This is a genomic window from Pseudomonas sp. TSRC2-2, assembly GCF_049897785.1.
Taxonomy (GTDB): domain Bacteria; phylum Pseudomonadota; class Gammaproteobacteria; order Pseudomonadales; family Pseudomonadaceae; genus Aquipseudomonas.
In genome coordinates this window covers 490,116-513,920 of record NZ_JAFCWZ010000002.1, presented here as the reverse complement: position 1 = coordinate 513,920, position 23,805 = coordinate 490,116, and the positions used below count along the sequence as shown (strand labels likewise).

The following is a 23,805-nucleotide window of genomic DNA, read 5'->3' as shown; positions in this document are numbered from 1 at the left end:
TTGCATTTGCCCGGATTATTAATCACTTGGCGCTGAACTACACTGTCTGTCTGCTTTTTTATTCACTGGATTCACTGGAGAGTCAGCATGATCAAGTCGCGTGCCGCCGTTGCCTTCGAGGCCAAGAAGCCGCTGGAAATCGTAGAAGTCGATGTGGCCATGCCCAAGGCTGGTGAAGTGTTGCTTCGCGTCGTTGCTTCCGGCGTTTGCCACACGGACGCCTACACCTTGTCGGGCGCAGACCCGGAAGGCATCTTCCCGTCGATCCTCGGGCATGAAGGTGGCGCCGTCGTTGAAGCGATCGGCGAGGGCGTGACCTCGGTTGCCGTCGGCGATCATGTCATTCCGCTGTACACCCCGGAGTGCGGCCAGTGCAAGTTCTGCAAGTCGGGCAAGACCAACCTCTGTCAGGCGATTCGAGCCACTCAAGGCAAAGGCCTGATGCCGGATGGCACTTCGCGTTTTTCCTACAAGGGCGAAACCATCTTCCACTACATGGGCACATCGACTTTTTCGGAGTACACCGTGCTGCCGGAAATTTCCGTGGCCAAGATCTCCAAAGACGCGCCGCTGGAAAAGGTTTGCCTGCTGGGCTGCGGCGTCACCACCGGCATCGGCGCAGTGATTAACACCGCCAAGGTCAAACCGGGTGACACCGTGGCCATCTTCGGTCTCGGTGGGATTGGCTTGTCGGCCGTGATCGGTGCGGTGAAAGCCAAGGCTGCGCGGATCATCGCCATCGACATCAACCCGGCCAAATTCGAAATCGCCAAACAGCTGGGCGCCACCGATTGCGTGAACCCGAAAGACTACGATCGTCCGATTCAGGAAGTGATCGTCGACATGACCGATGGCGGCGTCGACTTCTCCTTCGAGTGCATCGGCAATGTGCAACTGATGCGCGCCGCGCTTGAGTGCTGCCACAAAGGCTGGGGCGAGTCGGTCATCATCGGTGTTGCCGGCGCCGGCCAGGAAATCGCCACTCGCCCATTCCAACTGGTCACCGGTCGCGTCTGGCGCGGTTCGGCGTTCGGCGGCGTGCGTGGCCGCAGCGAATTGCCAAGCTACGTCGACATGGCCCAGAGCGGCGAAATCCCGCTGGATACCTTCATCACCCACACCATGGGCCTGGAAGATATCAACAAGGCCTTCGACCTGATGCACGAAGGCAAGAGCATCCGCACAGTCATACATTTCTAACAGCAGCTCCAAGTTTCAAGCTTCAAGCTGCAAGTAAGGGCGAACGTGCCTTTTCTTCTAGCTGGAAGCTTGCCGCTTGCCGCTGGGGAGAATCCCTTGAATCTGGAAAACATTTCCTGTCAGAAAAGTTTCGGTGGCTGGCACAAGCGCTACCGCCATCGTTCCGAAGTGCTGGATTGCGACATGGTCTTTGCCGTGTACCTGCCGCCCCAAGCAGAGCAGGGCGGCAAGCTGCCGGTGTTGTACTGGTTGTCGGGGCTGACGTGCACCGACGAGAACTTCATGCACAAGGCCGGTGCGCTGCGCATGGCGGCGGAACTCGGTTTGATCATCGTCGCTCCGGACACCAGCCCACGCGGCCCGGACGTCCCGGATGATGCGGACAAAGCCTGGGATTTCGGCCTCGGTGCCGGGTTTTATCTGAACGCCACGCAGGAGCCGTGGGCGCGGCACTATCGGATGCATGACTATGTCGTGAAGGAATTGCCTGCTTTGGTTGAAGCGCATTTTCCCGCTTCCGAAAAACGCAGCATCAGTGGTCACTCCATGGGTGGTCATGGCGCTCTCGTCTGCGCGTTGCGCAACCCTGGGCGTTATAAATCGGTGTCGGCCTTTTCGCCGATCACCCATCCGATCGATTGCCCGTGGGGCCAGAAAGCTTTCTCGCATTATTTGGGCGAAGACCGTTCCAAGTGGAAGGAGTGGGACGCCTGTGTGCTGATCGCCGATGCTGCCGAGAAGTTGCCGTTGCTGGTCGATCAGGGCGATCGCGACGACTTCCTCGCCAGCCAGCTTAAACCCGAAGCCTTGCAACACGCGGCAAAACAAGCGAATCATCCGCTGCAGTTGCGCCTGCAACCGGGCTACGACCACAGCTATTTCTTCATCTCAAGCTTCATTGACGACCACTTGCAGCATCACGCACGCGCTCTAGGCGCCTAATGTCCGACAAAGCAGGTAGAATCACGCCCTGACAAAAATCGGGGCGTTTTTTTTATGCGTATTGGCCACGGCTACGATGTGCATCGTTTCGCTGAAGGCGACTTCATTACTCTGGGCGGCGTGCAGATTGCACACGGCTTCGGGCTGCTCGCTCATTCCGACGGTGACGTCTTGCTGCACGCCTTGAGCGATGCCTTGCTTGGCGCGGCGGCGCTGGGTGATATCGGCAAACACTTCCCGGACACCGATCCGCAATTCAAGGGCGCCGACAGCCGCGTGCTGCTGCGTCATGTGGTCAGTCTGATCCACGCCAACGGCTGGAAAGTCGGCAACGTCGACAACACCATCGTTGCCCAGGCGCCGAAAATGGCGCCGCATATCGAATCGATGCGCGCGCTGATCGCGGCGGATCTTCAAGTTGAGTTGGATCAAGTGAACGTCAAAGCTACCACCACCGAAAAGCTTGGCTTTGTCGGTCGCGAAGAAGGCATCGCCGTGCACTCCGTTGCCTTGTTGCTGCGCGCATGAATGAACTGCAATTGCTCGGCCCGCGAGCCTATGGCGAACCCCTTGGCACGGCGGTATTGAAAGCCATCGCGGAAGATTTCCAGGTCGATGAAGTGCTGGATATTCCGTTCAGCAGTGACGGCGAACATCTGTGGATCTGGGTGGAAAAGCGCGGCCTCAATACCGAAGAAGCGGCGCGGCGGATTGCCAAAGCGGCGGGCGTGCCGTTGCGCACCGTCAGCTACGCCGGCCTGAAAGACCGTCAGGCCCTGACCCGACAGTGGTTCAGCGTGCAATTGCCGGGCAAGGCCGATCCGGATCTGTCGGCAGCGGAAAACAACACGCTGAAGATCCTCAAGATCACGCGCCACAAGCGCAAGCTGCAACGCGGTGCGCACTCGGCCAACGGTTTCACGCTGCGCCTGACTCAACTCAATGGCGATAAAGATGCGCTTGAAGAGCGGCTGCAACTGATCGCCAAACAAGGCATTCCCAATTATTTCGGCGCCCAGCGCTTCGGCCATGACGGCGGCAATGTCGTCGACGCGCGGGCGTGGGCGGCGCGCAAGGCCTTGCCGGAACAGCGCAATGTGCGTTCGCGCTTGCTGTCGACGGCGCGCAGTTATCTATTCAATCAGGTGCTGGCGGCGCGCGTCGCCAATGGCACCTGGAACACCGCACTGGTTGGCGATCTGCTGGCGTTCACTGACAGCCGCAGTTTTTTCCCCGCCGGTGAGGCCGAATGCAGCGATCCGCGTCTGGCGATTCTCGACCTGCACCCGACCGGTCCGCAGTGGGGCGAAGGTGACTCGCCCGCAGCTGGCGCAGTCCATGCACTGGAGCAGGCGATCGCCGCCCGTGAAGCGGATCTGCGCGACTGGTTGATCCACGCCGGCATGAGCCATGAACGTCGCATCCTGCGGCTGCCCATTGGCGGGTTGACGTGGCATTATCCCCAACCTGACATTCTGCAACTGGAATTCGTCCTCCCGGCCGGATGCTTTGCCACTGTACTGGTGCGCGAGCTTGTTGATCTGGTGCCGGTGGGGCAGACGGACAGCCCATGCGTATTCTGATTTCTAACGACGATGGGGTAACTGCACCCGGTCTCGCCGCGCTTTATGCTGCGCTGGCGGATTACACCGAATGCGTGGTTATCGCCCCGGAACAGGACAAAAGCGGCGCCAGCAGTTCGCTGACGCTCGACCGTCCGTTGCACCCGCAATACCTGGCCAACGGCTTCATCAGCCTCAACGGCACACCGACCGACTGCATTCACCTGGGCCTCAACGGCTTGCTTGAGCGCGAGGCGGACATGGTGGTTTCCGGCATCAATCTGGGCGCCAACCTCGGTGACGACGTCCTGTATTCCGGGACCGTGGCGGCAGCGCTTGAAGGACGTTTTCTTGAGCGTCCGTCGTTCGCGTTTTCCTTGGTCTCGCGCCAGGTGGATAACCTGCCGACCGCGGCCTACTTTGCGCGCAAACTGGTCGAGGCCCATGCCGGGCTCGATCTGCCACCGCGCACGGTGCTCAACGTGAATATTCCCAATTTGCCGATCGATCACATCCGCGGCATTCAGTTGACCCGCCTCGGCCATCGCGCCCGTGCGGCGGCACCGATGAAAGTGGTCGATCCGCGCGGCAAGGCCGGTTATTGGATCGCCGCTGCCGGCGACGCTGAAGACGGCGGCCCGGGCACTGATTTTCATGCCGTCATGCAGGGCTATGTGTCCATCACGCCATTGCAGCTCGATCGTACCTTCAACGATGCGTTCAGAAGTCTCGATGGCTGGCTGGGAGGGCTGAGCTGATGCGTGAACATGACGACCGCCTGCGCAGCGGCATTGGCATGACATCACAGCGCACGCGTGAGCGACTGATCCAGCGTCTGTATGAAGAAGGCGTGTCGAACGCCAAGGTGCTGGAAGTGATCCGCCGCACCCCGCGTCACCTGTTTGTTGACGAGGCGCTGGCCCATCGCGCTTACGAAGACACCGCGCTGCCGATCGGCAACAACCAGACCATTTCCCAGCCTTACATGGTGGCGCGCATGAGCGAGCTGCTGCTGGAGGCGGGCCCGCTGGACAAGGTGCTGGAAATCGGCACCGGCTCTGGTTACCAGACGGCGGTGTTGTCGCAACTGGTTGAGCGGGTGTTTTCCGTCGAGCGCATCAAGGTGCTGCAGGACCGCGCCAAAGAGCGACTGGTCGAGTTGAACCTGCGTAACGTGGTGTTTCGTTGGGGCGATGGCTGGGAAGGCTGGCCGGCGCTCGCGCCGTACAACGGCATCATCGTCACCGCCGTTGCCACCGACGTGCCGCAGGCATTGCTCGATCAACTGGCTCCCGGTGGGCGCATGGTGATTCCGGTCGGCTCCGGTGAAGTGCAACAACTGATGCTGATCGTGCGCGAAGAACATGGCTTTTCCCGACACGTTCTGGGCGCTGTGCGTTTCGTGCCGTTGCTCAACGGGCCACTGGCCTGAGCATTTATAAACAGACGCTGAATTCCTTTCAACGGTGCCGGTCTTACACCGGCAGCCAAGGTTTAAACGCAGCGTAGTTGCCCTTGGCAAACGTGTGCGTCCGGTGATTTCGCATCATTGAAGGTAAAGCCGGTTCGGCCCGTTATACTTGCGACGTTTCATGCCGCAACGCGGCATCCAGAATTTTCAGCCACCACAAAGGGAGCGGCGGGTGAGTCTCACAGTCATTGCGCAGCGTATGGGTAACACGAGCTTTCAGCGCCTGGTGACTGGCCTTGTCTTGAGCACCTTGCTGGTCGGTTGCTCCAGCACCAAATCAAGCAGCGTGCGCGTCGTTGATCGCAATAATGCGGTGGCGCAACGTCCTACCGTCACCACCGGGCAGTATGTAGTCCGTCCTGGCGATACTTTGTTTTCGATCGCTTTTCGTTACGGCTGGGACTACAAAACCCTCGCCGCGCGGAACAACATTCCTACGCCGTATACGATCCACCCGGGTCAGACAATTCGCTTCGACGGCCGTAGCGGTTCAGCGCCGACGGCGGTGGTGAGCAACTCCAGTTCTTCGCCATCTTCGTCGAGTAAAACCACGGTAATCCGGCGCCAGGCGAATGGCACCACAACCACTACAACCACCGGTTCCAAAGGGGTTGTACCGTCCGTCGCGAGCAAACCTGCGCCCGCTCCACTGCCTCCGGCAGGCCCGGCCCCGACCGGCTGGGGGTGGCCATCTAATGGCGTTCTTATTGGAAAATTCTCTTCAAACGGTAGTTTGAATAAAGGAATTGATATCGCCGGAGATTTGGGACAGCCTGTTTTAGCTGCGTCTGATGGGACGGTCGTATACGCCGGGAGTGGCTTAAGGGGCTACGGCGAATTGGTCATCATCAAACACAGCGAAACCTACGTCAGTGCTTACGGACATAACCGCAGGCTGTTGGTTCGGGAGGGGCAGCAGGTCAAGGTCGGACAGACAATTGCCGAAATGGGGTCAACGGGTACAGACCGGGTGAAACTGCATTTTGAGATTCGCCGCCAAGGTAAACCTGTGGATCCGCTGCAGTTCCTGCCAAGACGTTGATTTGAAGGCCAGCCTGTTCCGTCGCGTAGAGGGGACAGGCTCCAGCGTTGCCAAGGATAAAGGCGTCGCTTGAGCTTGGGGTCGAACTCACCAAAGGACTATAACAATGGCTCTCAGTAAAGAAGTGCCGGAGTTTGACATCGACGATGAGGTTCTCCTTATGGAGACCGGCATCGATTCGGATTCGATGTTGAATGATGAAGGGGCTGCTCCACCTTCCGTTCGTTCCAAATCCAGACACTCCGCCACACTCAAACAACATAAGTACATCGACTACACTCGGGCACTTGATGCCACGCAGCTGTATCTCAACGAAATCGGCTTTTCCCCTCTGCTCTCTCCGGAAGAAGAAGTTCATTTTGCGCGCTTGTCGCAAAGTGGTGACCCGGCCGGGCGCAAGCGCATGATCGAAAGTAACCTGCGGCTGGTGGTCAAGATCGCTCGGCGTTACGTCAATCGTGGGCTGTCGCTGCTGGATCTCATCGAAGAGGGCAACCTCGGCCTGATCCGCGCGGTGGAAAAGTTCGATCCCGAGCGCGGCTTCCGGTTCTCGACCTATGCGACCTGGTGGATCCGTCAGACCATCGAGCGCGCGATCATGAATCAGACCCGGACCATTCGGTTGCCGATTCATGTGGTCAAGGAACTCAACGTGTACCTTCGGGCTGCACGGGAGCTGACGCAAAAACTCGATCACGAACCTTCACCCGAAGAAATCGCCAACCTGCTGGAAAAACCGGTAGGCGAGGTCAAGCGTATGCTCGGCCTGAATGAACGGGTATCTTCGGTCGACGTCTCGCTGGGTCCGGATTCGGATAAAACCCTGCTGGACACGCTCACTGACGATCGTCCCACCGATCCTTGCGAACTGCTGCAGGATGACGACCTGTCTCAGAGCATCGATCAATGGCTGTCGGAGCTGACCGACAAGCAGCGTGAGGTGGTGATTCGCCGCTTCGGCCTGCGCGGCCACGAGAGCAGCACCCTGGAAGACGTAGGCCTGGAGATCGGTCTGACCCGTGAGCGGGTTCGGCAGATCCAGGTTGAGGGCCTCAAGCGTTTGCGCGAGATCCTCGAGAAGAATGGCCTGTCGAGCGAGTCGCTGTTTCAATAAGCGCTTTTTTGACCGCCCGCAAAAAGCCCCGGCTGATTTGATCAGTCGGGGCTTTTTGTTGATACCTGTCTCGTGCACTCGGTCTGGCAGGCAGGGCACCAGACAAGCGGTCGGCAATTTCTGTGTTTGTCGTCTCGCGCTGTAAGCCTTCGCTTACTGTGCCGTAAGTGTTCGTTATTTTTACACTTCGGTAGACGGCGATCGCCATCTGCTACAACCGCTAAGCTTCTGATTTTTAATCGTATTTTTTCATTGTTATGCCTTTATGACAGGTTGCAAGCACACCGAGGGCCAATTGCTCCTCAGCGCAAAACCGCTAATATCTCAAGTGTGTCGACGGACAGACACGCCCTTCACGGAGGAGGGGAATGGACATCGCAGGAAGCGATTCATCAGGACGATGAAAAGGATCACAGGGAATAGGGAAAAAATGTGGGCGGGTCATACCGCCCCTTTTTTCGCCTGCAGAAAAGTGATGGCTGCAAAAGCAAAAAGGCCCGCAAGGGCCTTTTCAATCGAGCGCGAGCGATCAGCGTTCGAGTTGTTCGATCTTGTTCGGCTTGCCATCCCACTCGGCGGAATCCGGAAGAGGATCCTTGCGCTCGGTGATGTTCGGCCAGATATCTGCCAGCTCGGCGTTGAGCTCGATGAAGTTTTCCATGCCACTTGGGATCTCGTCTTCCGAGAAGATCGCCACAGCCGGGCATTCTGGTTCACACAGCGCGCAGTCGATGCACTCGTCCGGGTGAATCACCAGGAAGTTCGGGCCTTCGTAAAAGCAGTCCACCGGACAGACTTCTACGCAGTCGGTGTACTTGCACTTGATGCAGTTGTCGGTGACGACGAAGGTCATTTCTAATTTTCTCCTCAGGCGGCGGCAGCGTTGCCCCTTCACGGTTGGGGTCGCCAGGTTCGGGAGCGATACCTGCTGACCAGGCTATGAGCCAGCAGCATCCCGAACCGCGCGAGATTCTAACAGCTTGAAGCGATTTGCGTTATATCCGCTTCTTCAGTGCTTATATCCGGTTCTTCAGTGCGTAGAGCATTTCGAGCGCACGCCGTGGCGTCATGTCGTCCAGATCCACTTTCGCCAATTCGTCCAGTACAGGATGCGGCAGCGAGGCAAACATATCGCTTTGCTGGGGTGTCGAGGGTTTTCCCTTGGCCGCCGGTTTCGGGGCTTCGTGGGGCAGGGCAGTGTCTTCCAGGCGGCTCAGATGCTCGCGCGCGCGCAGGATCACTTCGCTCGGCACGCCCGCCAGTTGCGCCACCGCCAGGCCATAGCTCTGACTGGCAGGCCCGGGCAGAACGTGGTGCAGGAACACGATGCGTTCGTTGTGCTCGGTAGCGTTGAGGTGCACGTTAGCGACAAGAGGTTCGGCTTCGGGCAGCACGGTCAGTTCAAAATAATGGGTGGCGAACAGGGTGTAGGCGCGCAGATGGGCCAGACGCTCAGCCGCCGCCCACGCCAGCGACAGACCGTCGAAAGTGCTGGTGCCACGTCCGACTTCGTCCATCAGCACCAGACTGCGCTCGGTAGCGTTATGCAGGATATTGGCGGTTTCGCTCATCTCGACCATGAAAGTCGAACGACCGCCAGCGAGGTCATCGCTGGAACCGATGCGGGTGAAAATCCGATCCACCAGCGACAGCTCGCAACTGGCGGCCGGTACAAAGCTGCCGATATGCGCCAGGAGCACAATCAGAGCTGTTTGCCGCATGTAGGTAGACTTACCGCCCATGTTCGGGCCGGTGATGACCAGCATGCGCGTGTTGTCGTCCAGGCTCAGATCGTTGGCTACGAACGGTGTGGTCAGCACTTGCTCGACCACCGGGTGACGACCCTGGGTGATGCGCATGCACGGCTCGCTGACGAAACGCGGGCAGTTGAGGTCAAGATTCAGCGCACGCTCGGCGAGGTTGCTCAGCACATCGAGCTCAGCCAGCGCGCCGGCGGTGTCCTGCAACGGCGGCAATTGGCTGATCAAGTCCTCGAGCAGCGCCTCGTAAAGCATTTTTTCCCGAGCCAGCGCGCGGCTCTTGGCCGACAGCGCTTTATCTTCGAACTCTTTCAACTCCGGCGTGATAAATCGCTCGGCGCCCTTCAGTGTCTGCCGGCGGATGTAGTCCGCCGGCGCCGACTCAGCCTGCTTGCTCGGCAATTCGATGAAGTAGCCGTGGATGCGGTTGTAGCCGACTTTCAGATTGGCCAGGCCGGTGCGGGCCTTTTCGCGGGCTTCCAGATCGATGAGGAACTGTCCGGCGTTTTCGCTCAGTGATTGCAGTTCATCAAGCTCGCTGTCGTAACCGGTTTTCAGCACGCCGCCGTCACGGATCACTGCAGGCGGGTTATCGATAATGGCTTTTGCCAGCAGCGCCGCCAGTTCCGGGTAAGTGCTGGTGGTAGCCGCCAGATGCTGCAAGTGCGGCGCTTCCAGATCGGTCATCGCCACTTGCAGTTCAGGCAGTGCGCCGAGTGCATCGCGCAGACGCGCAAGGTCACGCGGCCGCGCGTTGCGCAGACCGATCCGCGCCAGGATCCGCTCGATGTCACCGATTTCCTTGAGCTGCGGTTGCAGCTTTTCGAAGCGGTAACCGTCGAGCAGGCAACGAATCGAGGTTTGGCGGGCCAGCAGTACGGTGAGATCGCGCAGTGGCCGGTTCAGCCAACGAGTGAGCAAACGGCTGCCCATGGCGGTCTGGCAGCGATCAACGACCGATTGCAGGGTGTTGTCGCGGCCGCCGGCCAGGTTGGTGTCGAGTTCCAGATTGCGCCGGCTGGCACCGTCCAGCACCACGGTGTCATCGAGGCGTTCGTGACGCAGGCTACGCAAGTGGGGCAGGGCGGTGCGCTGGGTTTCCTTGGCGTAGGCCAACAGGCAGCCGGCAGCGCCGATGGCCAGGGTCAGGTTCTCGCAGCCGAAGCCTTTCAGGTCTTGAGTGGAAAACTGCTGGCAGAGACTTTTCAGCGCCGAATCACGCTCGAAATCCCACGGCGCACGCCGACGTACGCCACGGCGTTTTTCCGCCGGCAGGTCTTTTGGCCAGTCATCCGGGATCAGCAACTCTACCGGATTCACCCGCTCCAGCTCGGCCAGCAGGTTTTCCCAGCCTTTGATTTCGAGCACGGTGAAATTGCCGCTGGTGATGTCCAGCACCGCCAGACCAAACAGACGCTCGTCGCCCAATACGGCTGCGATCAAATTATCGCGACGCTCATCGAGCAGCGCCTCATCACTGACCGTTCCCGGGGTGATGATACGCACGACCTGGCGTTCGACCGGGCCTTTGCTGGTGGCCGGGTCACCGACCTGTTCACAGATCACCACCGACTCGCCGAGCTTGACCAGTTTCGCCAGATAACCTTCCGCGGCGTGGTAAGGAATCCCACACATCGGAATCGCCTGACCCGCCGACTGCCCGCGCGCGGTCAGGGTGATGTCCAGCAATTTGGCGGCTTTCTTTGCGTCTTCGTAGAAGATCTCGTAGAAATCGCCCATGCGGTAGAACATCAACTGATCCGGGTGCTGATTCTTCAGGCGCCAGTATTGCTGCATCATTGGGGTGTGGGAGGACAGGTCGGAAGTTGCTTTATTCATCAATGGCTTAGCGCTTTTCTTTAAAAGTGTGTGGCGAAAAGAGAGCGTCTAGATAAGCGATTTGATCGCGGAGCCTATGCGGCTTGGTGCTGCGAACGCAGGCCGATCTATTCACTGTCCGGAGATGAAACTCTCGCCCATAGTTTTGCTAATTAGTGCAAGGTTACCATGGAGGGTGAGGCTCGAGCAGAAGCGCATGCGAAAGGACTGTCCATCGAGCGCTTACGCGATTATGACTATTTTGAGAGTTGAATTCTGAGCTTCTCGGCATCCCAATTGAGAAGTTCGGCAATTTCGGACTCTCTCAGTGTTGAGAGCACTGTATCAGTGGGCTGTCTTTTTATGACGTCGTAATAGCAAGTAAGTTGAGCACTCTTTGCCTTGCTTATTTTTTCACTTGTAAAGGTTCCTGCGCCTTTAATGAAAATAACGTCGGGGAGCTCTTCGTATGCCGATAGCTGGCGTTCAGCGTCCTCACGGCTCTCAAATATATGGGCTTGGGCGCCCATGAACACCACATGGTCAGGATAGAGAGCCCAGCTCTCTTTGATACGAGTGATGTGCTCCGGGTTTAATGAAAGCTCATGAAGTCTGATGTCCGACACAGGATTGTATGTTGCGCCGCACACTAGGCTTATAGGCAAGGGTACTTCCAAGGGGGCAAAGTGTGCTGGTTGAGTCCTGAAGAATTTCGTCAAATAATTCAATAGTTTATCTATTTCCTCTATGCTCTCGCCCCCGAGGATGACGCCGTGACTCTTTAAAAAAATGACACGGGTTTGATCCGAGTTTTCAAGTTGATCAGCAACGCCTTTCGCGAGATCGACCCCTGGTTTTAAATAGTTCACTACCCTTGCATTCAATGTGGTGTCGAGATCTGGATAGGCGGAAAGCTCGAATGTTTCACGCACTAAATGAGCAAGCACTTCCACCGCGTGTAGGTGAACGACTACCGGGTGTGGCATTAATGCGTGAAGCAAAGTTTCAATCGAAGGCTTCAATGAACCGGGCTCGATCACTTGAGGCGTGATGCTATAGTTTTTGTTTTGCAGTTCTTGAGTGAGGTTCTTGAGCTCAACCTGAACGAAAATTTCGTCTGTCATCGCCTCAGCCAACCAGGTGCCCGACGCTTTAATCCATAAAGTAGCGTCTTCTTTCCAAGAGACGTTTCCTCCAGCGCCTTGAACCAGTAGCGGATTCTCACCGATCATTGCGCAGAATTTTCGCACGGACTCATGCATGTTCATGTTTGTCCCTCAATTTTGAGATCAGGCGACGTAGCTCTTTGAAATCAGTGAATGCGGCGTCCGGAGAGTTCTCGCCAGTACCCATTGGGGTCCCGGTATGAATCTTTTGCAATGTGACCGCGTTGATCTGCTCGCGGCCACCTCGGATGTCATTGATTGGGTTGTCGCCAATCATCCAGATGCAATTGCCTTTTGGACGCATTTTCTCCAGGGCAATCTCGAATGGTGCCGGATGAGGCTTGTCGTAACCTGCCTCTTCGCTGGTCACGATGTAATCAAAATAATGATCAAGCCCGAAGTAGACTACCTTGCGAAACTGAATCTGGGCCGTCAGATCTGTGACGATCGCAGTGGGTATTCCCATCAGTCTCAGGTCGTCAAGAAGGTCTTTGACCTCGTCGAATAGAACCGCATTGCTGAGAAAGGTACGCCAATACGTCTGTTCAAAATCGAGCGCCAGAAGGACTTGTGAGCCCAGTCCCATGATTTCCAGCATACGTTGAAGGTACAACAGGCGACTATGAGATGAAGCAGTGTGTTTGAGCCGGGTCTTCACCTGTTGACGAGCCTCCTTGAAAGCGGCGTCGAAAACTTCCGGTTTGATAGAGAAAGTGTTGACGACTTTATCCCGAATCGCCTGCTGCGCAGCCGCATGTGCAGGATCATAGGGATAAAGAGTATTGTCGGTGTCGAACAAAATAGCGTCGGGAAGCCGGTCAAACCGCTCAGGTGTAAAAATTTTCACTATATAAACCGTTTCGTGAGTGCTTGATTGATGTGAGAGAGGGTGATCAATTGCATCAGCCCCATTACGCCATCCTGCCATTGGGGCGCCAGATCCAGAAACTCGAAGATCCTTGGACAGATCATCCTCGCTGCCATCTCAATATCCTGAGCAGAGGTTTCGCCTTCGATAGTCAGCTCTACTTGAGTCGCATCGTCATTGGTCGACATATCGACATGCAGCCCACAAACCCCGACCAGCACCCGGACCAGGGACATCTCGTTCAAGCCATTGCACGAACGGGCCACAATCTTGAAGTGCAGAAGACGTTCTATGTTTGCCCCATCGAGAATACGCGGGTGTATCGGTTGCAAGGACAATACGAGATCTGCATGTGCCGCCTGAGGGCGTATAAAACGCGCGGAATCGGGTTCTCTGCGAGCGAAAGACGAGAGCACCTTTTCTTCCGTATGTCCGCGTTGGTGTACATCACGTTGAAGCTTGAAATGGCGCCTCAAATCCTCATCGATATCCAAGTAAACACTCAAGTTGTAGCATTCGCGCAAGATCGGTAAGTACAGAGCGTGCAAGCCACTTGCAATGATGAAGTCATTGCTGTTGATGACGAAGGGACGGCTCATGCGACCCGTATGGTGGTCATAGTGACGAGAGTGGATGGGTTTTGAGTCCGTCAGCGATACCAGATCATTGGCGAAACCTTCGAGGTCGTTGGCCATCGGGTTCAAGTGGGTCATCACTTGCCACATTGGTTTCTGACGATCCCATAGATGGTAGTCGTCGCCAGATAGCGTCGCTACCGAGTGGCCCCCGAACAGACCTTTGATGGCGTCTGAAAAGGTATCTTTGCCTGCCCCTGAATCTCCAGCCACACCAATGACGAAAGGCTTTCGACTCAGTCTGAAATAATCGTTGCGACTGACAGATTCACGCCATATACGAAGGGTCAGAATAATGCCCGTCGCAACCATGGCTGTATGAATCAGAGAAGACAACTTGCCGTTTAGCAACCACTGGCTGACGACTTGCGGTAACCAGGTCGCTTGCTGAGCGGCTACACCGAGATCAGAGATGATCAGCGCCGAGCTCGCGACGTAGAGCAGCGAGAAAACTCCGGTAATCACAATAGCAATCCGGTCACTGGCTGCCTGGTAAGCTACCAGAGAAGGAATGACCCAGATAAACCAGCCAGGTGACGCAGGTGTCATGAGCACCACAAGTAAAAAAACGACGCCTAGTGTTGAGTGAAAGAGTTCAAAGTTAGGCCGTTTAATTCTCCATGTTGCATAAATCATCAATAAGTATGCAAGCGGTACGATGTACAGGAGGTTATTTTCGTTGATGCTGATAGTTAGCTTGTAGACCTTTTGAATTTCCGGGTTGTTGTAAAGCATGCTCAAACCGGAACTGAACAGAAGGAATGGCAATATCGTGACAAAGGCACCCACCGCAAGGGCGATTAGAAAACGCGGTAAAAACTGACGTAGTGGTCGGTTGTGTTGCAAGTAAACCAGGAAAAAAGGCAGGGCTAGCACCATGCTGAGTTTCGCTGATACCGCACAGACAAATATTAGTCCCGCGATAACCAATCGGGCACGTTTGATAAAGTAGAGTGAGCCAGCAAGAAGAAGCACTGGAATCAAGTCGTTAAAGCCCAGTACATAGCTGCCCACAATCACTATGGGCGACAACCAATAGACTGCCAGCAGCAAGCGATCGCGATTTGGGATCAGTTTTTGCAAAACGATCAATAATAGCAGGTCGGTGCCAAACAAAGTCAGGCCATAACCCACAGAAAGCGGTATTGAAAGGAGCTTGCATAGCGCTATCAAAGGCGTGAAGGCTGTCCACATAACGTAACCATAGGGAAACGCAGCGATATCTCCACCTTGTTCAAGCCACGTAGCCCACGGGTCAATTGTCAATGTACTAACGCTGGTATCCAGAAAGGGCACATACCAATTTGTCATTGACGCGGGAGCGATACACAGTATGAGCAGAATGCGCAGTGCCAGACCGATCAGGAAGAGCGGGTGGATAAATAGCTTTGATTTCATGCCTTCGTCGCCAATTTTTCCCACAAATCAGGTCTTTTGGTGCAGACAGCTTCCGCAACAATGTTCCGTTCACTCAGCATGTTCATCAGTAACGGGATTTCCGACTCTGCATCCCGGCCTTGCAATTCTGGAGATACCAGGCACAGCTTAAAGCCAGCATTCTGCAAGCGCGTGGCGTCTTCATTACTGAGCGGAAAGCGGGAAAAGCAGTCGACCCATACCCATTCGATTTTTCCGGCAAGTGTCAGAGCTGTTTCAATGGACTCAAACTCTGATACACGCACAGCACATCGGCGTTCACCTGCTTTGGACCACTTGATCAGGAACGGAAATGACTGATCCAGAAAGAAGTAATCCTCAATTGCCTTTTCTTTCATCAGCGCAATCAGGCGCGCCTCCAGCCCTTCTTCCTTCACGTTCAGAATCAGCGTACCGTGACGATAGTCATTAACCCACTCCTCGAATGACTCACCCTTTGTATAGGGGTCGTGATGGATGATCAGTTCATTTCCGAAGCTGCGGATGTCGACTTCAATACCGTATTTTCCATCAGTGGCATTGAGTTCTTGGCGAGTATTACGCCGATGCGAGATGAGCTTCATTTCCTTAGACTCTTTTTAAGTTGCAAGCTGAAATCGATAGTTCTGCGGATAAACTTTCTTTTAGCAGCCCAGTTGACGTTCCAGTGGGATACACCATGGTGGCGCTCACCAAAGCGAACCGCAAATCGATGAATTTTCAGTCCTTCGGCCTGTGCCAGATGGTAGGCATATAAATCCAGTGCAAAATCCGCAGGAGCTGACTCCCAACGCGCAAAGAAGTCTCTCGAAAACATGGTGGGTTGAGCGTTGATATCCCACATGGGTTTACCCAGCAGAATGGTTTCGAAGACGCTCATGCCAAACGTGAACGCGACGTCCGCTAAGGGGCGACCAAAGCGACGACCCTTGACGAAAATTTCCGGTCCATACTGATCAAAGATAGCTAGCCCACGCAGTGCGTCCATTGGATCGGTTTGTAGATCTGCGTGCGTCCATCCGAGAACGTCGCCTTCGGCCGCACGCAAACCACAGAGAATGCCGTGGCCATATCCATGGTTAACGTCGACTCGCACGCTTCTGCAACCTGGGTAAGCAGGTAGCAGGCTTTCCAGTACTTGCGGTGTGCTATCGGTCGATCCGTTATCGACCAAAATGACCTCTACGCCCTTTTGCGCAACCAGGCCTTTGCAGCGTTCAAGCAATAACGGCAAACTGGCCGACTCGTTATAGCAGGGAATGACGAGCGAGAACTTCATGACCTCTCCTTAGTAGTGTGCGCTTTGAACACATAGAGCTTCATTCCCAGAAAGTTGAGCGCGGCGGACATTGCCGTGGCGACCAGAAACGACATCTGGATTGAACCGGGCAAGGAGTGGAGCAGACTCAGGCACATCGAGTTTACCCAGACGTTGGCGCCCAAAGTGATCGCGTAAAGCGGTATAAAGCGCCATGCGCTCCCGGGCGCATGTTCCCTTTGATCAAACGTCCATCTCCTGTTTGCAACGTAGGCGAATAAGGTACCTGCCAGAAAACCAGCTGCTTTGGCCATGTCGATATCCAGTCGCGCGGTCCAGATAATGGCGCGGTAGGTCAGGAAATCGATGAGAACGGTCAAGATTCCAACGATTAAAAAAACCTTAAGCTCGCGGAGGATCATACGTTTGAGCCAGGGAGTTCGGGTAGTATCGCTTGGTAACGCGATTCCAGCTCTACAACGGCTTGCGGTGGAATTCGTGCGTCGTTCTGCAATCGATAAGGGTGGCTTGGCCATTTGTGAAAGCAGGATTGCCAATATTCAAACGTGCGCAGATCGTTCGGGGTGCCCCACGATAGAAAGCTATCTACCTCAAACAGCTCGCAACGCAGGCCTGTTTCAATTGCGTCATTGATAACAGAGTCAATATAAAACTCGCCGTTGATACGACCATCTCTCTGAATCAAATTAGAGATTGCCAAACGGAAGTCTTCTGCACGTCGGAAAGTGAATGTTCCGAGGATGATCGGGTCTGTTTCTGGAGACGCCAGTGGTGTCTTCACCGAAACACGAAGAATGCGGCCATTCTCCGAGTCGATCCAGCCGTACATTTGTGGCTGACGGATCGCATTTGCATGGCCTCTCACGCCCCAGACAATTACGTCCACTTCAGGATTGTCGATCAGGGTTCGAAACGCCTGTTCATCATAAAGAGCACCGTTATCACAGGCGCCGAAAGTAATAGGACCGTCAATATGCCCAATGGCGCTCTCAAGTGCATCAAGACCGAGTAACGCTGTGCAGGCCTGCCCCTGTGTAACGTTCGGAATTGTCTTGATTACCGTGCCAGGATACAAACCTTCAAGTTGCTCCGCGGTTTCGGCATATCCCGGCATGTCTTGGCGAATGACGAATGCATGATGTTTGGCTTTAGGCAAATCGTCGGTTGCCTGATTGACCATGGTTTTGCCTGAAACAGGTATCAGGGGTTTAGTCAGCGCATAACCTTCGTTGGTGAAACGTTGACCCATACCGGCCATTGGAATGATCAGCGCGCCGGCGGGTGGGGCAGAGAGAGGGGCGGACAGCTGGTTCATCTTTCTGAATGCTGTAGACCAACCGTTATACTCTCTGACGTCATCGGGTGTGCCCCACTGCATGAAGTGCTGGAGCGGATAAACCATTACAGAACGGCTGTCGGCCAGTAACGGCTTGTAGGCCAGACTGACATAATATTCTCCATTGACGTTGAGTTGCTGGTCCATGGTTTGCCGGAACGCATCGATCATCGTCTTGCCTGAGTCGAAGTAATAGGTACCACTGGAAGCATACTCATCCATTCGATTATTGGTGTAAGGCTGTTTTTCCTGAATGTCCTGTACAGCGCCTAAAGTTTCTCGAATATAGGCATAATTAGTGCTGCCCAGCGAGTGGGGGTGGAATCCTTTGTAGGCAGGTATTGCACCGGCGCAGCCTGTGGTTTTTACAAAGCTCTTAAAATGCGGCCAATCCCAGTAACAGGTAAAGTCACAATAGTTAACCACGACCGGGCTGTCGAGTTTGATCAAGTGCTCAATTTGGCGAACAGCATAAACAGGCCCGAGTTTATGCGCAGGTATGCCGATGATTTTACCCGTCGGGCAAAGATTCTTCAGGAGCGACTCCATACGGTAGTCGGAGTTATCAAGATGATCCTGATTGCAAATAAAAATGACGTCCTGCTCACCAGGGAACATATCTAGAACATGTGCAATGATAGGCTTGCCGTCTATTTCAATTAGCGGTTTTGGAACGGTATAACCGGCACGGCGGAACCGTTCACCAAAGCCTGACATTGGAATGATTATTTGCAAGATGTCCTCGCCATGTACTTGGTTGATATCGAAAGCTACTAGGGGGCAGCACGCTTTGAAGTGTCGCGATTATACGTCTTGGAACGGCGCTTTAGAAGGCCTGTGAGTAGCCAAATCTGCCCGTTTCAGACGCGGGACGAGCTAGCGATGAACTGAGGTCCGGCTTCGACTCGTGGTTGTGGAAATCCGGTGACAGGAGCAATTCATTTGCCGTAGATCAGATTTTGGCATCCATTAATGCAAAGCCAGAGCCCGATTACTCCTGGTTTGCTTCAGCAAATTGCTTCGACTTGTGTTAGCCACAAGCAGGGTTGGCAGGTATCATCCCGCGCATCGCAGGGGGGATGAGCGCCTTGATCTGCTGCCCCAGAAAAGGGGGGGCGGTGGACGGTGATGTCCTCAGCGAATAGGCTGCTCTGATTTTTTCGGAAGTTTTGTCTGATTTTCAACCAGGGAATTTTTTATGCAATCCGTAGAATCCCCAAATAGAAATAACTTCCTCGGGAGAGGCGCTATATTATTTTGGGCAGCAGTTTTATTTCATGTGGTCTATTTACTGGCCCTGCAACCTGGTTGGTTGTTGGGTGGTGCAATGTGGGCGGAAATGGGGCCTAATTATTTTGATAATGCGAACGCTCCATCGCTTTATCAGAATTTTTTCGCTGTGGACGCGGGGTACGTACCTTTACCGCAACGTATTGTCGCTTATATAGGTGCGTTGTTTTCAATTCCGGCAGTCTCCGTGCCGTATTACTATAGCTGGATGTCTGTTGCACTTATCTCTCTGTTAATCTGCTCTTTTTTGATCGAGCGGTTTCGAGCTGTTATCGAAAGCGACGGGTTACGATTGCTGGTTGTTATAGCTGTCTTGATGGTTGCTGACTTTGAAAGCCGTACGTTTATCAATTTTACTTATTTTTCGGTTTTCTTCATTGGTGCTCTAATCGCTCTTGCATTGAGCGATCGAAAAAATGACCTACCGCTATGGGCCTGGTTAGTACCCTTTCTATTCGTCTCGAAACCAGCGGTAATGACGATTCTCCCAGTATTGGTCTTCGCAGCACTCTTGAGGCCGGGACGTATAAGGGCAATTGCTGTCGTTTCTGTACTGTTTTGCCTGGTGCAGGTCGCACGGATGGTCGTAAGTGCGAATACCGGGTGGACGCCGCTGCAACACAGTGATAGTTCTTTGTTCTACAAAGGCTACCTGGCACTCGTTTATACGGTGACCTTGTTTGGACGTTTTTTACTGGGTCCTGACTTTCAGGCTGGTTTTGGTACATTTTCAGTGGTCGGATCCCTGGTGTTGGCCATCCTCGGATTGGCATTTGCAAAGGTAATTAATGCCCGTCCTCTATTGTTGGTTGGGGTCGGCTTGGTAGCGTTCACGGCGCTTTTAAATTGTTTGGCGTTTAGTCTCGTCTGGACCGATTCCTTTCAGCCAGTAGTGACAGATTTCAGAATTTCCAGATATATACTGACTGCTTACATTGGGTTTGTATTTGTTGTCGCTGCCTGTGCAGCCATTTTGGCGTCGGCTGCTGCCAGGTTTCGCTTCGGGCGCCTGGCCGCCGTGGTGATTTTCTCTCTTTGGTTTATTGGCACTGGCTGGGCTTCCTATGGTACCAAGATCAGTCGTCAGTGGGTTGCTCCGGGTCTTGGAAACTCCTATTGGAAGGAGTTTTCGGGAGCTATTGACCAAGGTGTCACGCCCTTGTGCGTTCCTATTGATCCTTTTCCATGGCTGTACGGGAGAAACTGTGAGCGGTTAACGCCTTTGGCAGAGCAAAATTACGTATTAAAACAAATTAAAAAGAGCGATGAGGGTTACCTCTTGGAGGTGCCGATATCTGCGTCTGTTCAGAGCCGAAACCTGGTGTCGATCGCTTTGTTTATTAAGCCTGCCTCCGATTCCGATAGTGACATACGTGGCCGAGCACTGGTGGAGGATATGCAGGGGCAAGTGCATGAGCTGCACGCTCGCCGGGTTCTTCCAAGTACTGGGGGGCTGCTTTTGTTTACCCAGTTATCGGGTCAATATATTGAATCCTTCAAGCGAATTCGGATTGTCTTTGAGCAACCTGTCGATGTCGCATACCAGAGTAGCAATCAATCTCAGCCCTCGATTGTTCTGATGGGCACCAAGTATATGCCTGAAAGTATCGGAAATATATTGAAGCGGGCCGTCGATGGTGATGTTTCGGCTCAACTTGTTCTGGGGCGAATGTACAGTGAAGGGCAAGGTGTCGCCAAGAATCCTGGCGAAGGAGTGAACTGGTATATGAAAGCAGCTGCTACCGATAACGCTGAAGCTCAGTATTGGCTGGCGCGAGCCTATGATACCGGGATCGGGGTTGTTGAAAACAAGGTCGAAGCCAGCGTCTGGTATCAGAAGGCTGCGCTAAACGGCAGTCAAGATGCGGTAAACGCTCTTGAACGCCTGAAACCGAGGGCAAAATAGCCGTGTTGGGGGCAATGAACTTCTTGCGTGCCCAGCGATAGCAAATGCACGAATGAAGGTGTTTGTGGTTTCAAAGGGGCGTTCGGTATGCAGAGATTACTTTGCATACCGTACATTCCCTGATAGCGCTGACCAGGGTTTGTGGTGGTTTTATCGTATCCGATGCTTCGATGCCTGAAGCGAGCTGCAGTCGGTATGAGAATGCAGTTTATATGAAATATGCAAATCAGCATTTGTCTTCGCAAAAAACTTCAAGCACTATGCGCGTTATGCAAAAACGCAACGTATCCTCCGTCTTAAGAGCACTGCTCGATCAGCACGGGATCTCCCCCACGGAGCTCCACCGTCGCACCGGCGTGCCTCAATCCACGCTCTCGCGGATTCTCAGCGGGAAAATTGTCGATCCTTCGGATAAGCACATCTCGAAGATCGCCGAGTATTTCAACGTCAGCACCGATCAGTTGCGCGGGCGTGCGGATGTCGCGCCAGCGGCCGTCGGCACGCGCGCAGATGTGCATGCCGAACTCAAGGACATAAGCCTGTGGGATGACGACACGCCAGTCGATGATGACGAGGTGTCGGTGCCCTTTCTACGTGAGGTTGAATTGGCTGCTGGATCAGGAAGATTCGTCATCGAGGAGAGCGAGCGCTCTAGCCTGCGTTTCGGCAAGCGCAGCCTGCGTCACAACGGTGTGCAATTCGACCAGGCCAAATGCGTGACAGTCCGTGGCAACAGCATGTTGCCGGTTCTGCGTGATGGCGCCACTGTCGGCGTAAACGCCGGCAAATGCGGGATTGGCGACATCATTGATGGCGACCTTTATGCGATCAATCACAACGGCCAGTTGCGCGTGAAGCAACTCTATCGCCTGCCCACCGGCATTCGTCTGCGCAGCTTCAATCGCGACGAGCATCCGGATGAGGACTACAGCTTCCAGGAAATTCAGGAAGAGCAGATCGTCATTCTCGGTCATGTCTTCTGGTGGGGAATGTACGCACGCTAACCCCTTTCGATCCAACAGAAACCTGCCGCTCGGCAGGTTTTTTTTCGTCTATAGAAACCTCCCCAACCCTTGCCCCGCTTGGCTCCCATGCACGTACGCAAATTTAATGCATAAATAAATGCGTTTATGCATTGACTGTATATGCATCCATGCATATTCTTGCCACCAAGCCGCTCGACAAAGCGGTTGGCAAGACAAGCTCTTTGGTTCCACAAGAACAGGCAGCGATGAACCGGCCTCAACGGTTCAGAGGGTTGGCAACTGACCCGGGTGTGCAGCGTAAAGCACCAGAACCAGTTATCCGGCGGGCAGGGACCGCGGTCGGAAAAACAATCTGAATGGACTCGTACCGCGCCAGCAGCGCCGAAAAGTCAGCTTCCTTCTCGAACACAGGATTTGAAGGAAGGCGAAGGAGCGCATTACTCAAAGGCCCGGCGTGCGAGCGCCGGGCTTTTTGGAATGCCTGCCTCAAGCGAAACCGTTTGAATCCACCCCATCACTCATCAATCACCCACGGAGGCGTGACATGACAAACGAGCAACAAGCGTTGGCAGACATGCCGATCTGGCTGGTCATCCTCCTGGCCGTCGTCGGCGGGGTGTCTGGCGAAATGTGGCGCGCCGACAAGGAAGGCGCCCGTGGCTGGTCACTGGTACGGCGTCTGGCCCTGCGCTCAGGCGCCTGCATGATCTGCGGAGTGTCGGCGATCATGCTGCTGTATGCGGCCGGCATGTCGATCTGGGCGGCTGGAGCCTTTGGCTGTCTGACGGCGATGGCCGGCGCTGATGTCGCCATTGGCCTTTACGAACGCTGGGCGGCCAAGCGCATTGGCGTCTGCGAAGTGCCGTCACGCAATACCAACAAGGAGTAATACGCAATTACGACACATCTGAAAGGGAGGTCATTTCATGTTGAGCGAATTTCGCTGCGGCCAGTGCAACCGTTTGCTCGCCCGAGTAAACACAGTATTCCAAGTACAAATCAAATGTCCTCGATGCAGGACATTGAACTATGCCAAGGCTGAACGTCCTGGCACCCCGCCTGTGAGCGAACTGACAGCTTCAGACTGCAAACAATAACTTATCAAGCAATAGGTGAAGTTCTATGGCATCGCTACCTCGTTATCCGTTTACCGAAAATGGCAGTTCGGTTTTGCTACCGCTGCATGAGATGTCCGCCGGACAATATCTTCAATCGCCGGACAAGCGCTTCAAGCTGGATGTTCAGGCCGATGGCAACCTGGTGATTTACGATGGTGCCACTCCTGTCTGGGTAGCTACGGCCGGTCAACCGTATACCTCCGGGGGTAAGCAGATTGATAAATCAAAGATTTATTTCTATCTGATGTATTACGCGTTTCTCAACGATCCGACTCACGGACGGATGTGGGGCACTGCCAACAGTACGCCACTGAACAATGACATTTGGGGCGCTTATGTTCGCACCTATCTGCAGTTGCAGAATGACGGCAACCTCGTCGTAGTTGACTCCGTTCCGGTGTGGGCGAGTAACTCTGCCATCCCGATCAGTCCGGTGGTGGAATCTGTCTATATTCCCGCCGGTACCACGCTCGAAGTTGACCGACGGTATGTCGTGGGGGGAACGACTCTAGTCTTCCAGTCCGACGGCAACCTGGTGGTTTCGAATGGCCCGCTTGGTGTCCTGTGGGCGAGCTGGACTCAGAACAAAGGTGCCACCCGTGCAGTTATGCAGGAGGACGGCAACTTCGTTATTTATGACGCGAACAATACGCCACTGTGGTTTACCGGTACTGCTGGCAAACCGGGTGCCATGGCCAAGGTACAGGCTAACGGCAGTTTTTCGATTGTCAGCGAGAAACCGGTGTGGGCCCGATTCGGTTTTACCCCCACCATTTTGCCGAAGCGGGTTTACCAGTGGGATAACGGACCATGGACGCCGTTTATCGAGCGTCCAGTCTGGTCGTTTTAAGTATTCCTGAGGTCAGCCCCGAGTCACTTCGGGGCTGTTTTGTTTG

Annotated in this window: 22 protein-coding genes; 13 read left to right on the top strand and 9 right to left on the bottom strand. The window is 54.6% G+C overall.

Annotated features, from left to right (window positions below):
• Positions 1-87 precede the first annotated feature (87 nt).
• The 8 genes from ACP7D9_RS05495 (at position 88) to rpoS (ending at position 7,331) form a co-directional block, all read left to right on the top strand.
• On the top strand, positions 88-1,200 hold the full coding sequence (locus ACP7D9_RS05495) for an S-(hydroxymethyl)glutathione dehydrogenase/class III alcohol dehydrogenase (RefSeq protein ID WP_426156072.1): 1,113 nt from the start codon (positions 88-90) through the stop codon (positions 1,198-1,200).
• A 96-nt stretch (positions 1,201-1,296) separates the two neighbouring features.
• The gene (fghA, locus tag ACP7D9_RS05490) at positions 1,297-2,142 is read left to right on the top strand and encodes an S-formylglutathione hydrolase (protein WP_101157893.1); all 846 of its coding nucleotides are present in this window, start codon (positions 1,297-1,299) and stop codon (positions 2,140-2,142) included.
• Between the two features lie 54 nt (positions 2,143-2,196).
• Positions 2,197-2,670 (top strand): 2-C-methyl-D-erythritol 2,4-cyclodiphosphate synthase, encoded by a 474-nt coding sequence (ispF, locus tag ACP7D9_RS05485; RefSeq protein WP_101157895.1) that lies wholly within the window; start codon positions 2,197-2,199, stop codon positions 2,668-2,670.
• A complete protein-coding gene (gene truD / locus ACP7D9_RS05480) occupies positions 2,667-3,725 on the top strand; it encodes a tRNA pseudouridine(13) synthase TruD (protein ID WP_426156069.1) in 1,059 nt (352 codons plus the stop codon). The genes ispF and truD overlap by 4 nt, the downstream gene beginning before the upstream one ends.
• A complete protein-coding gene (gene surE, locus ACP7D9_RS05475) occupies positions 3,713-4,462 on the top strand; it encodes a 5'/3'-nucleotidase SurE (RefSeq protein WP_024011837.1) in 750 nt (249 codons plus the stop codon). The genes truD and surE overlap by 13 nt, the downstream gene beginning before the upstream one ends.
• A gap of 38 nt (positions 4,463-4,500) precedes the next feature.
• Entirely contained in the window at positions 4,501-5,136 is a 636-nt protein-coding gene (locus ACP7D9_RS05470; RefSeq protein ID WP_160768345.1) for a protein-L-isoaspartate(D-aspartate) O-methyltransferase, read from the top strand.
• Positions 5,137-5,347: 211 nt separating this feature from the next.
• Positions 5,348-6,217, top strand: coding sequence for a peptidoglycan DD-metalloendopeptidase family protein (locus tag ACP7D9_RS05465; RefSeq protein ID WP_426156067.1), 870 nt, complete (start codon positions 5,348-5,350; stop codon positions 6,215-6,217).
• Positions 6,218-6,323: 106 nt separating this feature from the next.
• Positions 6,324-7,331, top strand: a complete 1,008-nt coding sequence (gene rpoS, locus ACP7D9_RS05460; RefSeq protein ID WP_016771451.1) for an RNA polymerase sigma factor RpoS — start codon at positions 6,324-6,326, stop codon at positions 7,329-7,331.
• Between the two features lie 529 nt (positions 7,332-7,860).
• Here the strand turns inward: rpoS and fdxA are convergent.
• From fdxA to ACP7D9_RS05415, 9 genes are all read right to left on the bottom strand, one after another.
• A complete protein-coding gene (gene fdxA, locus ACP7D9_RS05455) occupies positions 7,861-8,184 on the bottom strand; it encodes a ferredoxin FdxA (RefSeq protein WP_101157903.1) in 324 nt (107 codons plus the stop codon).
• Between the two features lie 163 nt (positions 8,185-8,347).
• Entirely contained in the window at positions 8,348-10,930 is a 2,583-nt protein-coding gene (mutS, locus tag ACP7D9_RS05450) for a DNA mismatch repair protein MutS (RefSeq protein WP_426156064.1), read from the bottom strand.
• Positions 10,931-11,166: 236 nt separating this feature from the next.
• Positions 11,167-12,177, bottom strand: coding sequence for a class II aldolase/adducin family protein (locus tag ACP7D9_RS05445; RefSeq protein ID WP_426156062.1), 1,011 nt, complete (start codon positions 12,175-12,177; stop codon positions 11,167-11,169).
• Positions 12,164-12,922 (bottom strand): HAD family hydrolase, encoded by a 759-nt coding sequence (locus ACP7D9_RS05440; RefSeq protein ID WP_218239543.1) that lies wholly within the window; start codon positions 12,920-12,922, stop codon positions 12,164-12,166. The genes ACP7D9_RS05445 and ACP7D9_RS05440 overlap by 14 nt, the downstream gene beginning before the upstream one ends.
• Positions 12,922-15,000 carry a hypothetical protein gene (locus ACP7D9_RS05435; protein WP_426156060.1) on the bottom strand — a complete coding sequence of 693 codons (2,079 nt, stop codon included), beginning with the start codon at positions 14,998-15,000 and terminating at the stop codon, positions 12,922-12,924. Before ACP7D9_RS05435 ends, ACP7D9_RS05440 begins: the two co-directional genes overlap by 1 nt.
• Positions 14,973-15,578: a phosphatidylinositol-specific phospholipase C/glycerophosphodiester phosphodiesterase family protein gene (locus ACP7D9_RS05430; protein ID WP_426156058.1), complete on the bottom strand. Its 606-nt coding sequence runs from the start codon at positions 15,576-15,578 to the stop codon at positions 14,973-14,975. The genes ACP7D9_RS05435 and ACP7D9_RS05430 overlap by 28 nt, the downstream gene beginning before the upstream one ends.
• The gene (locus ACP7D9_RS05425) at positions 15,575-16,273 is read right to left on the bottom strand and encodes a glycosyltransferase family 2 protein (RefSeq protein ID WP_101157912.1); all 699 of its coding nucleotides are present in this window, start codon (positions 16,271-16,273) and stop codon (positions 15,575-15,577) included. The genes ACP7D9_RS05430 and ACP7D9_RS05425 overlap by 4 nt, the downstream gene beginning before the upstream one ends.
• Positions 16,270-16,674: a GtrA family protein gene (locus ACP7D9_RS05420; RefSeq protein ID WP_256589735.1), complete on the bottom strand. Its 405-nt coding sequence runs from the start codon at positions 16,672-16,674 to the stop codon at positions 16,270-16,272. The genes ACP7D9_RS05425 and ACP7D9_RS05420 overlap by 4 nt, the downstream gene beginning before the upstream one ends.
• Positions 16,671-18,344 (bottom strand): sugar phosphate nucleotidyltransferase, encoded by a 1,674-nt coding sequence (locus tag ACP7D9_RS05415; protein WP_426156056.1) that lies wholly within the window; start codon positions 18,342-18,344, stop codon positions 16,671-16,673. Before ACP7D9_RS05415 ends, ACP7D9_RS05420 begins: the two co-directional genes overlap by 4 nt.
• Positions 18,345-18,807: 463 nt before the next feature.
• On the opposite strand from ACP7D9_RS05415, the gene ACP7D9_RS05410 reads away from it, so the two are divergent.
• The 5 genes from ACP7D9_RS05410 (at position 18,808) to ACP7D9_RS05390 (ending at position 23,759) form a co-directional block, all read left to right on the top strand.
• Complete coding sequence (locus ACP7D9_RS05410; RefSeq protein WP_426156054.1) at positions 18,808-20,805, top strand: tetratricopeptide repeat protein; 1,998 nt, start codon at positions 18,808-18,810, stop codon at positions 20,803-20,805.
• Positions 20,806-21,065: 260 nt separating this feature from the next.
• Entirely contained in the window at positions 21,066-21,809 is a 744-nt protein-coding gene (locus tag ACP7D9_RS05405; protein WP_101157919.1) for a LexA family transcriptional regulator, read from the top strand.
• A gap of 526 nt (positions 21,810-22,335) precedes the next feature.
• Positions 22,336-22,680 (top strand): phage holin family protein, encoded by a 345-nt coding sequence (locus tag ACP7D9_RS05400; RefSeq protein WP_312995688.1) that lies wholly within the window; start codon positions 22,336-22,338, stop codon positions 22,678-22,680.
• Positions 22,681-22,717: 37 nt separating this feature from the next.
• Complete coding sequence (locus tag ACP7D9_RS05395) at positions 22,718-22,888, top strand: Com family DNA-binding transcriptional regulator (RefSeq protein WP_083387099.1); 171 nt, start codon at positions 22,718-22,720, stop codon at positions 22,886-22,888.
• Between the two features lie 25 nt (positions 22,889-22,913).
• Positions 22,914-23,759, top strand: a complete 846-nt coding sequence (locus ACP7D9_RS05390) for a putidacin L1 family lectin-like bacteriocin (RefSeq protein WP_426156051.1) — start codon at positions 22,914-22,916, stop codon at positions 23,757-23,759.
• Positions 23,760-23,805: the final 46 nt, after the last annotated feature.

Bases quoted from the DNA above. Each gene is read 5' to 3' on its own strand.
- ACP7D9_RS05395 (WP_083387099.1), top strand. From the start codon at position 22,718: ATGTTGAGCGAATTTCGCTGCGGCCAGTGCAACCGTTTGCTCGCCCGA.
- ACP7D9_RS05430 (WP_426156058.1), bottom strand. From the start codon at position 15,578: ATGAAGCTCATCTCGCATCGGCGTAATACTCGCCAAGAACTCAATGCC.
- ACP7D9_RS05400 (WP_312995688.1), top strand. From the start codon at position 22,336: ATGACAAACGAGCAACAAGCGTTGGCAGACATGCCGATCTGGCTGGTC.
- ACP7D9_RS05405 (WP_101157919.1), top strand. From the start codon at position 21,066: ATGCGCGTTATGCAAAAACGCAACGTATCCTCCGTCTTAAGAGCACTG.
- ispF (WP_101157895.1), top strand. From the start codon at position 2,197: ATGCGTATTGGCCACGGCTACGATGTGCATCGTTTCGCTGAAGGCGAC.
- rpoS (WP_016771451.1), top strand. From the start codon at position 6,324: ATGGCTCTCAGTAAAGAAGTGCCGGAGTTTGACATCGACGATGAGGTT.
- ACP7D9_RS05470 (WP_160768345.1), top strand. From the start codon at position 4,501: ATGACATCACAGCGCACGCGTGAGCGACTGATCCAGCGTCTGTATGAA.
- fdxA (WP_101157903.1), bottom strand. From the start codon at position 8,184: ATGACCTTCGTCGTCACCGACAACTGCATCAAGTGCAAGTACACCGAC.
- ACP7D9_RS05445 (WP_426156062.1), bottom strand. From the start codon at position 12,177: ATGAACATGCATGAGTCCGTGCGAAAATTCTGCGCAATGATCGGTGAG.
- ACP7D9_RS05420 (WP_256589735.1), bottom strand. From the start codon at position 16,674: ATGATCCTCCGCGAGCTTAAGGTTTTTTTAATCGTTGGAATCTTGACC.
- truD (WP_426156069.1), top strand. From the start codon at position 2,667: ATGAATGAACTGCAATTGCTCGGCCCGCGAGCCTATGGCGAACCCCTT.
- mutS (WP_426156064.1), bottom strand. From the start codon at position 10,930: ATGAATAAAGCAACTTCCGACCTGTCCTCCCACACCCCAATGATGCAG.
- surE (WP_024011837.1), top strand. From the start codon at position 3,713: ATGCGTATTCTGATTTCTAACGACGATGGGGTAACTGCACCCGGTCTC.
- ACP7D9_RS05390 (WP_426156051.1), top strand. From the start codon at position 22,914: ATGGCATCGCTACCTCGTTATCCGTTTACCGAAAATGGCAGTTCGGTT.
- ACP7D9_RS05495 (WP_426156072.1), top strand. From the start codon at position 88: ATGATCAAGTCGCGTGCCGCCGTTGCCTTCGAGGCCAAGAAGCCGCTG.
- ACP7D9_RS05425 (WP_101157912.1), bottom strand. From the start codon at position 16,273: ATGAAGTTCTCGCTCGTCATTCCCTGCTATAACGAGTCGGCCAGTTTG.
- ACP7D9_RS05410 (WP_426156054.1), top strand. From the start codon at position 18,808: ATGCAATCCGTAGAATCCCCAAATAGAAATAACTTCCTCGGGAGAGGC.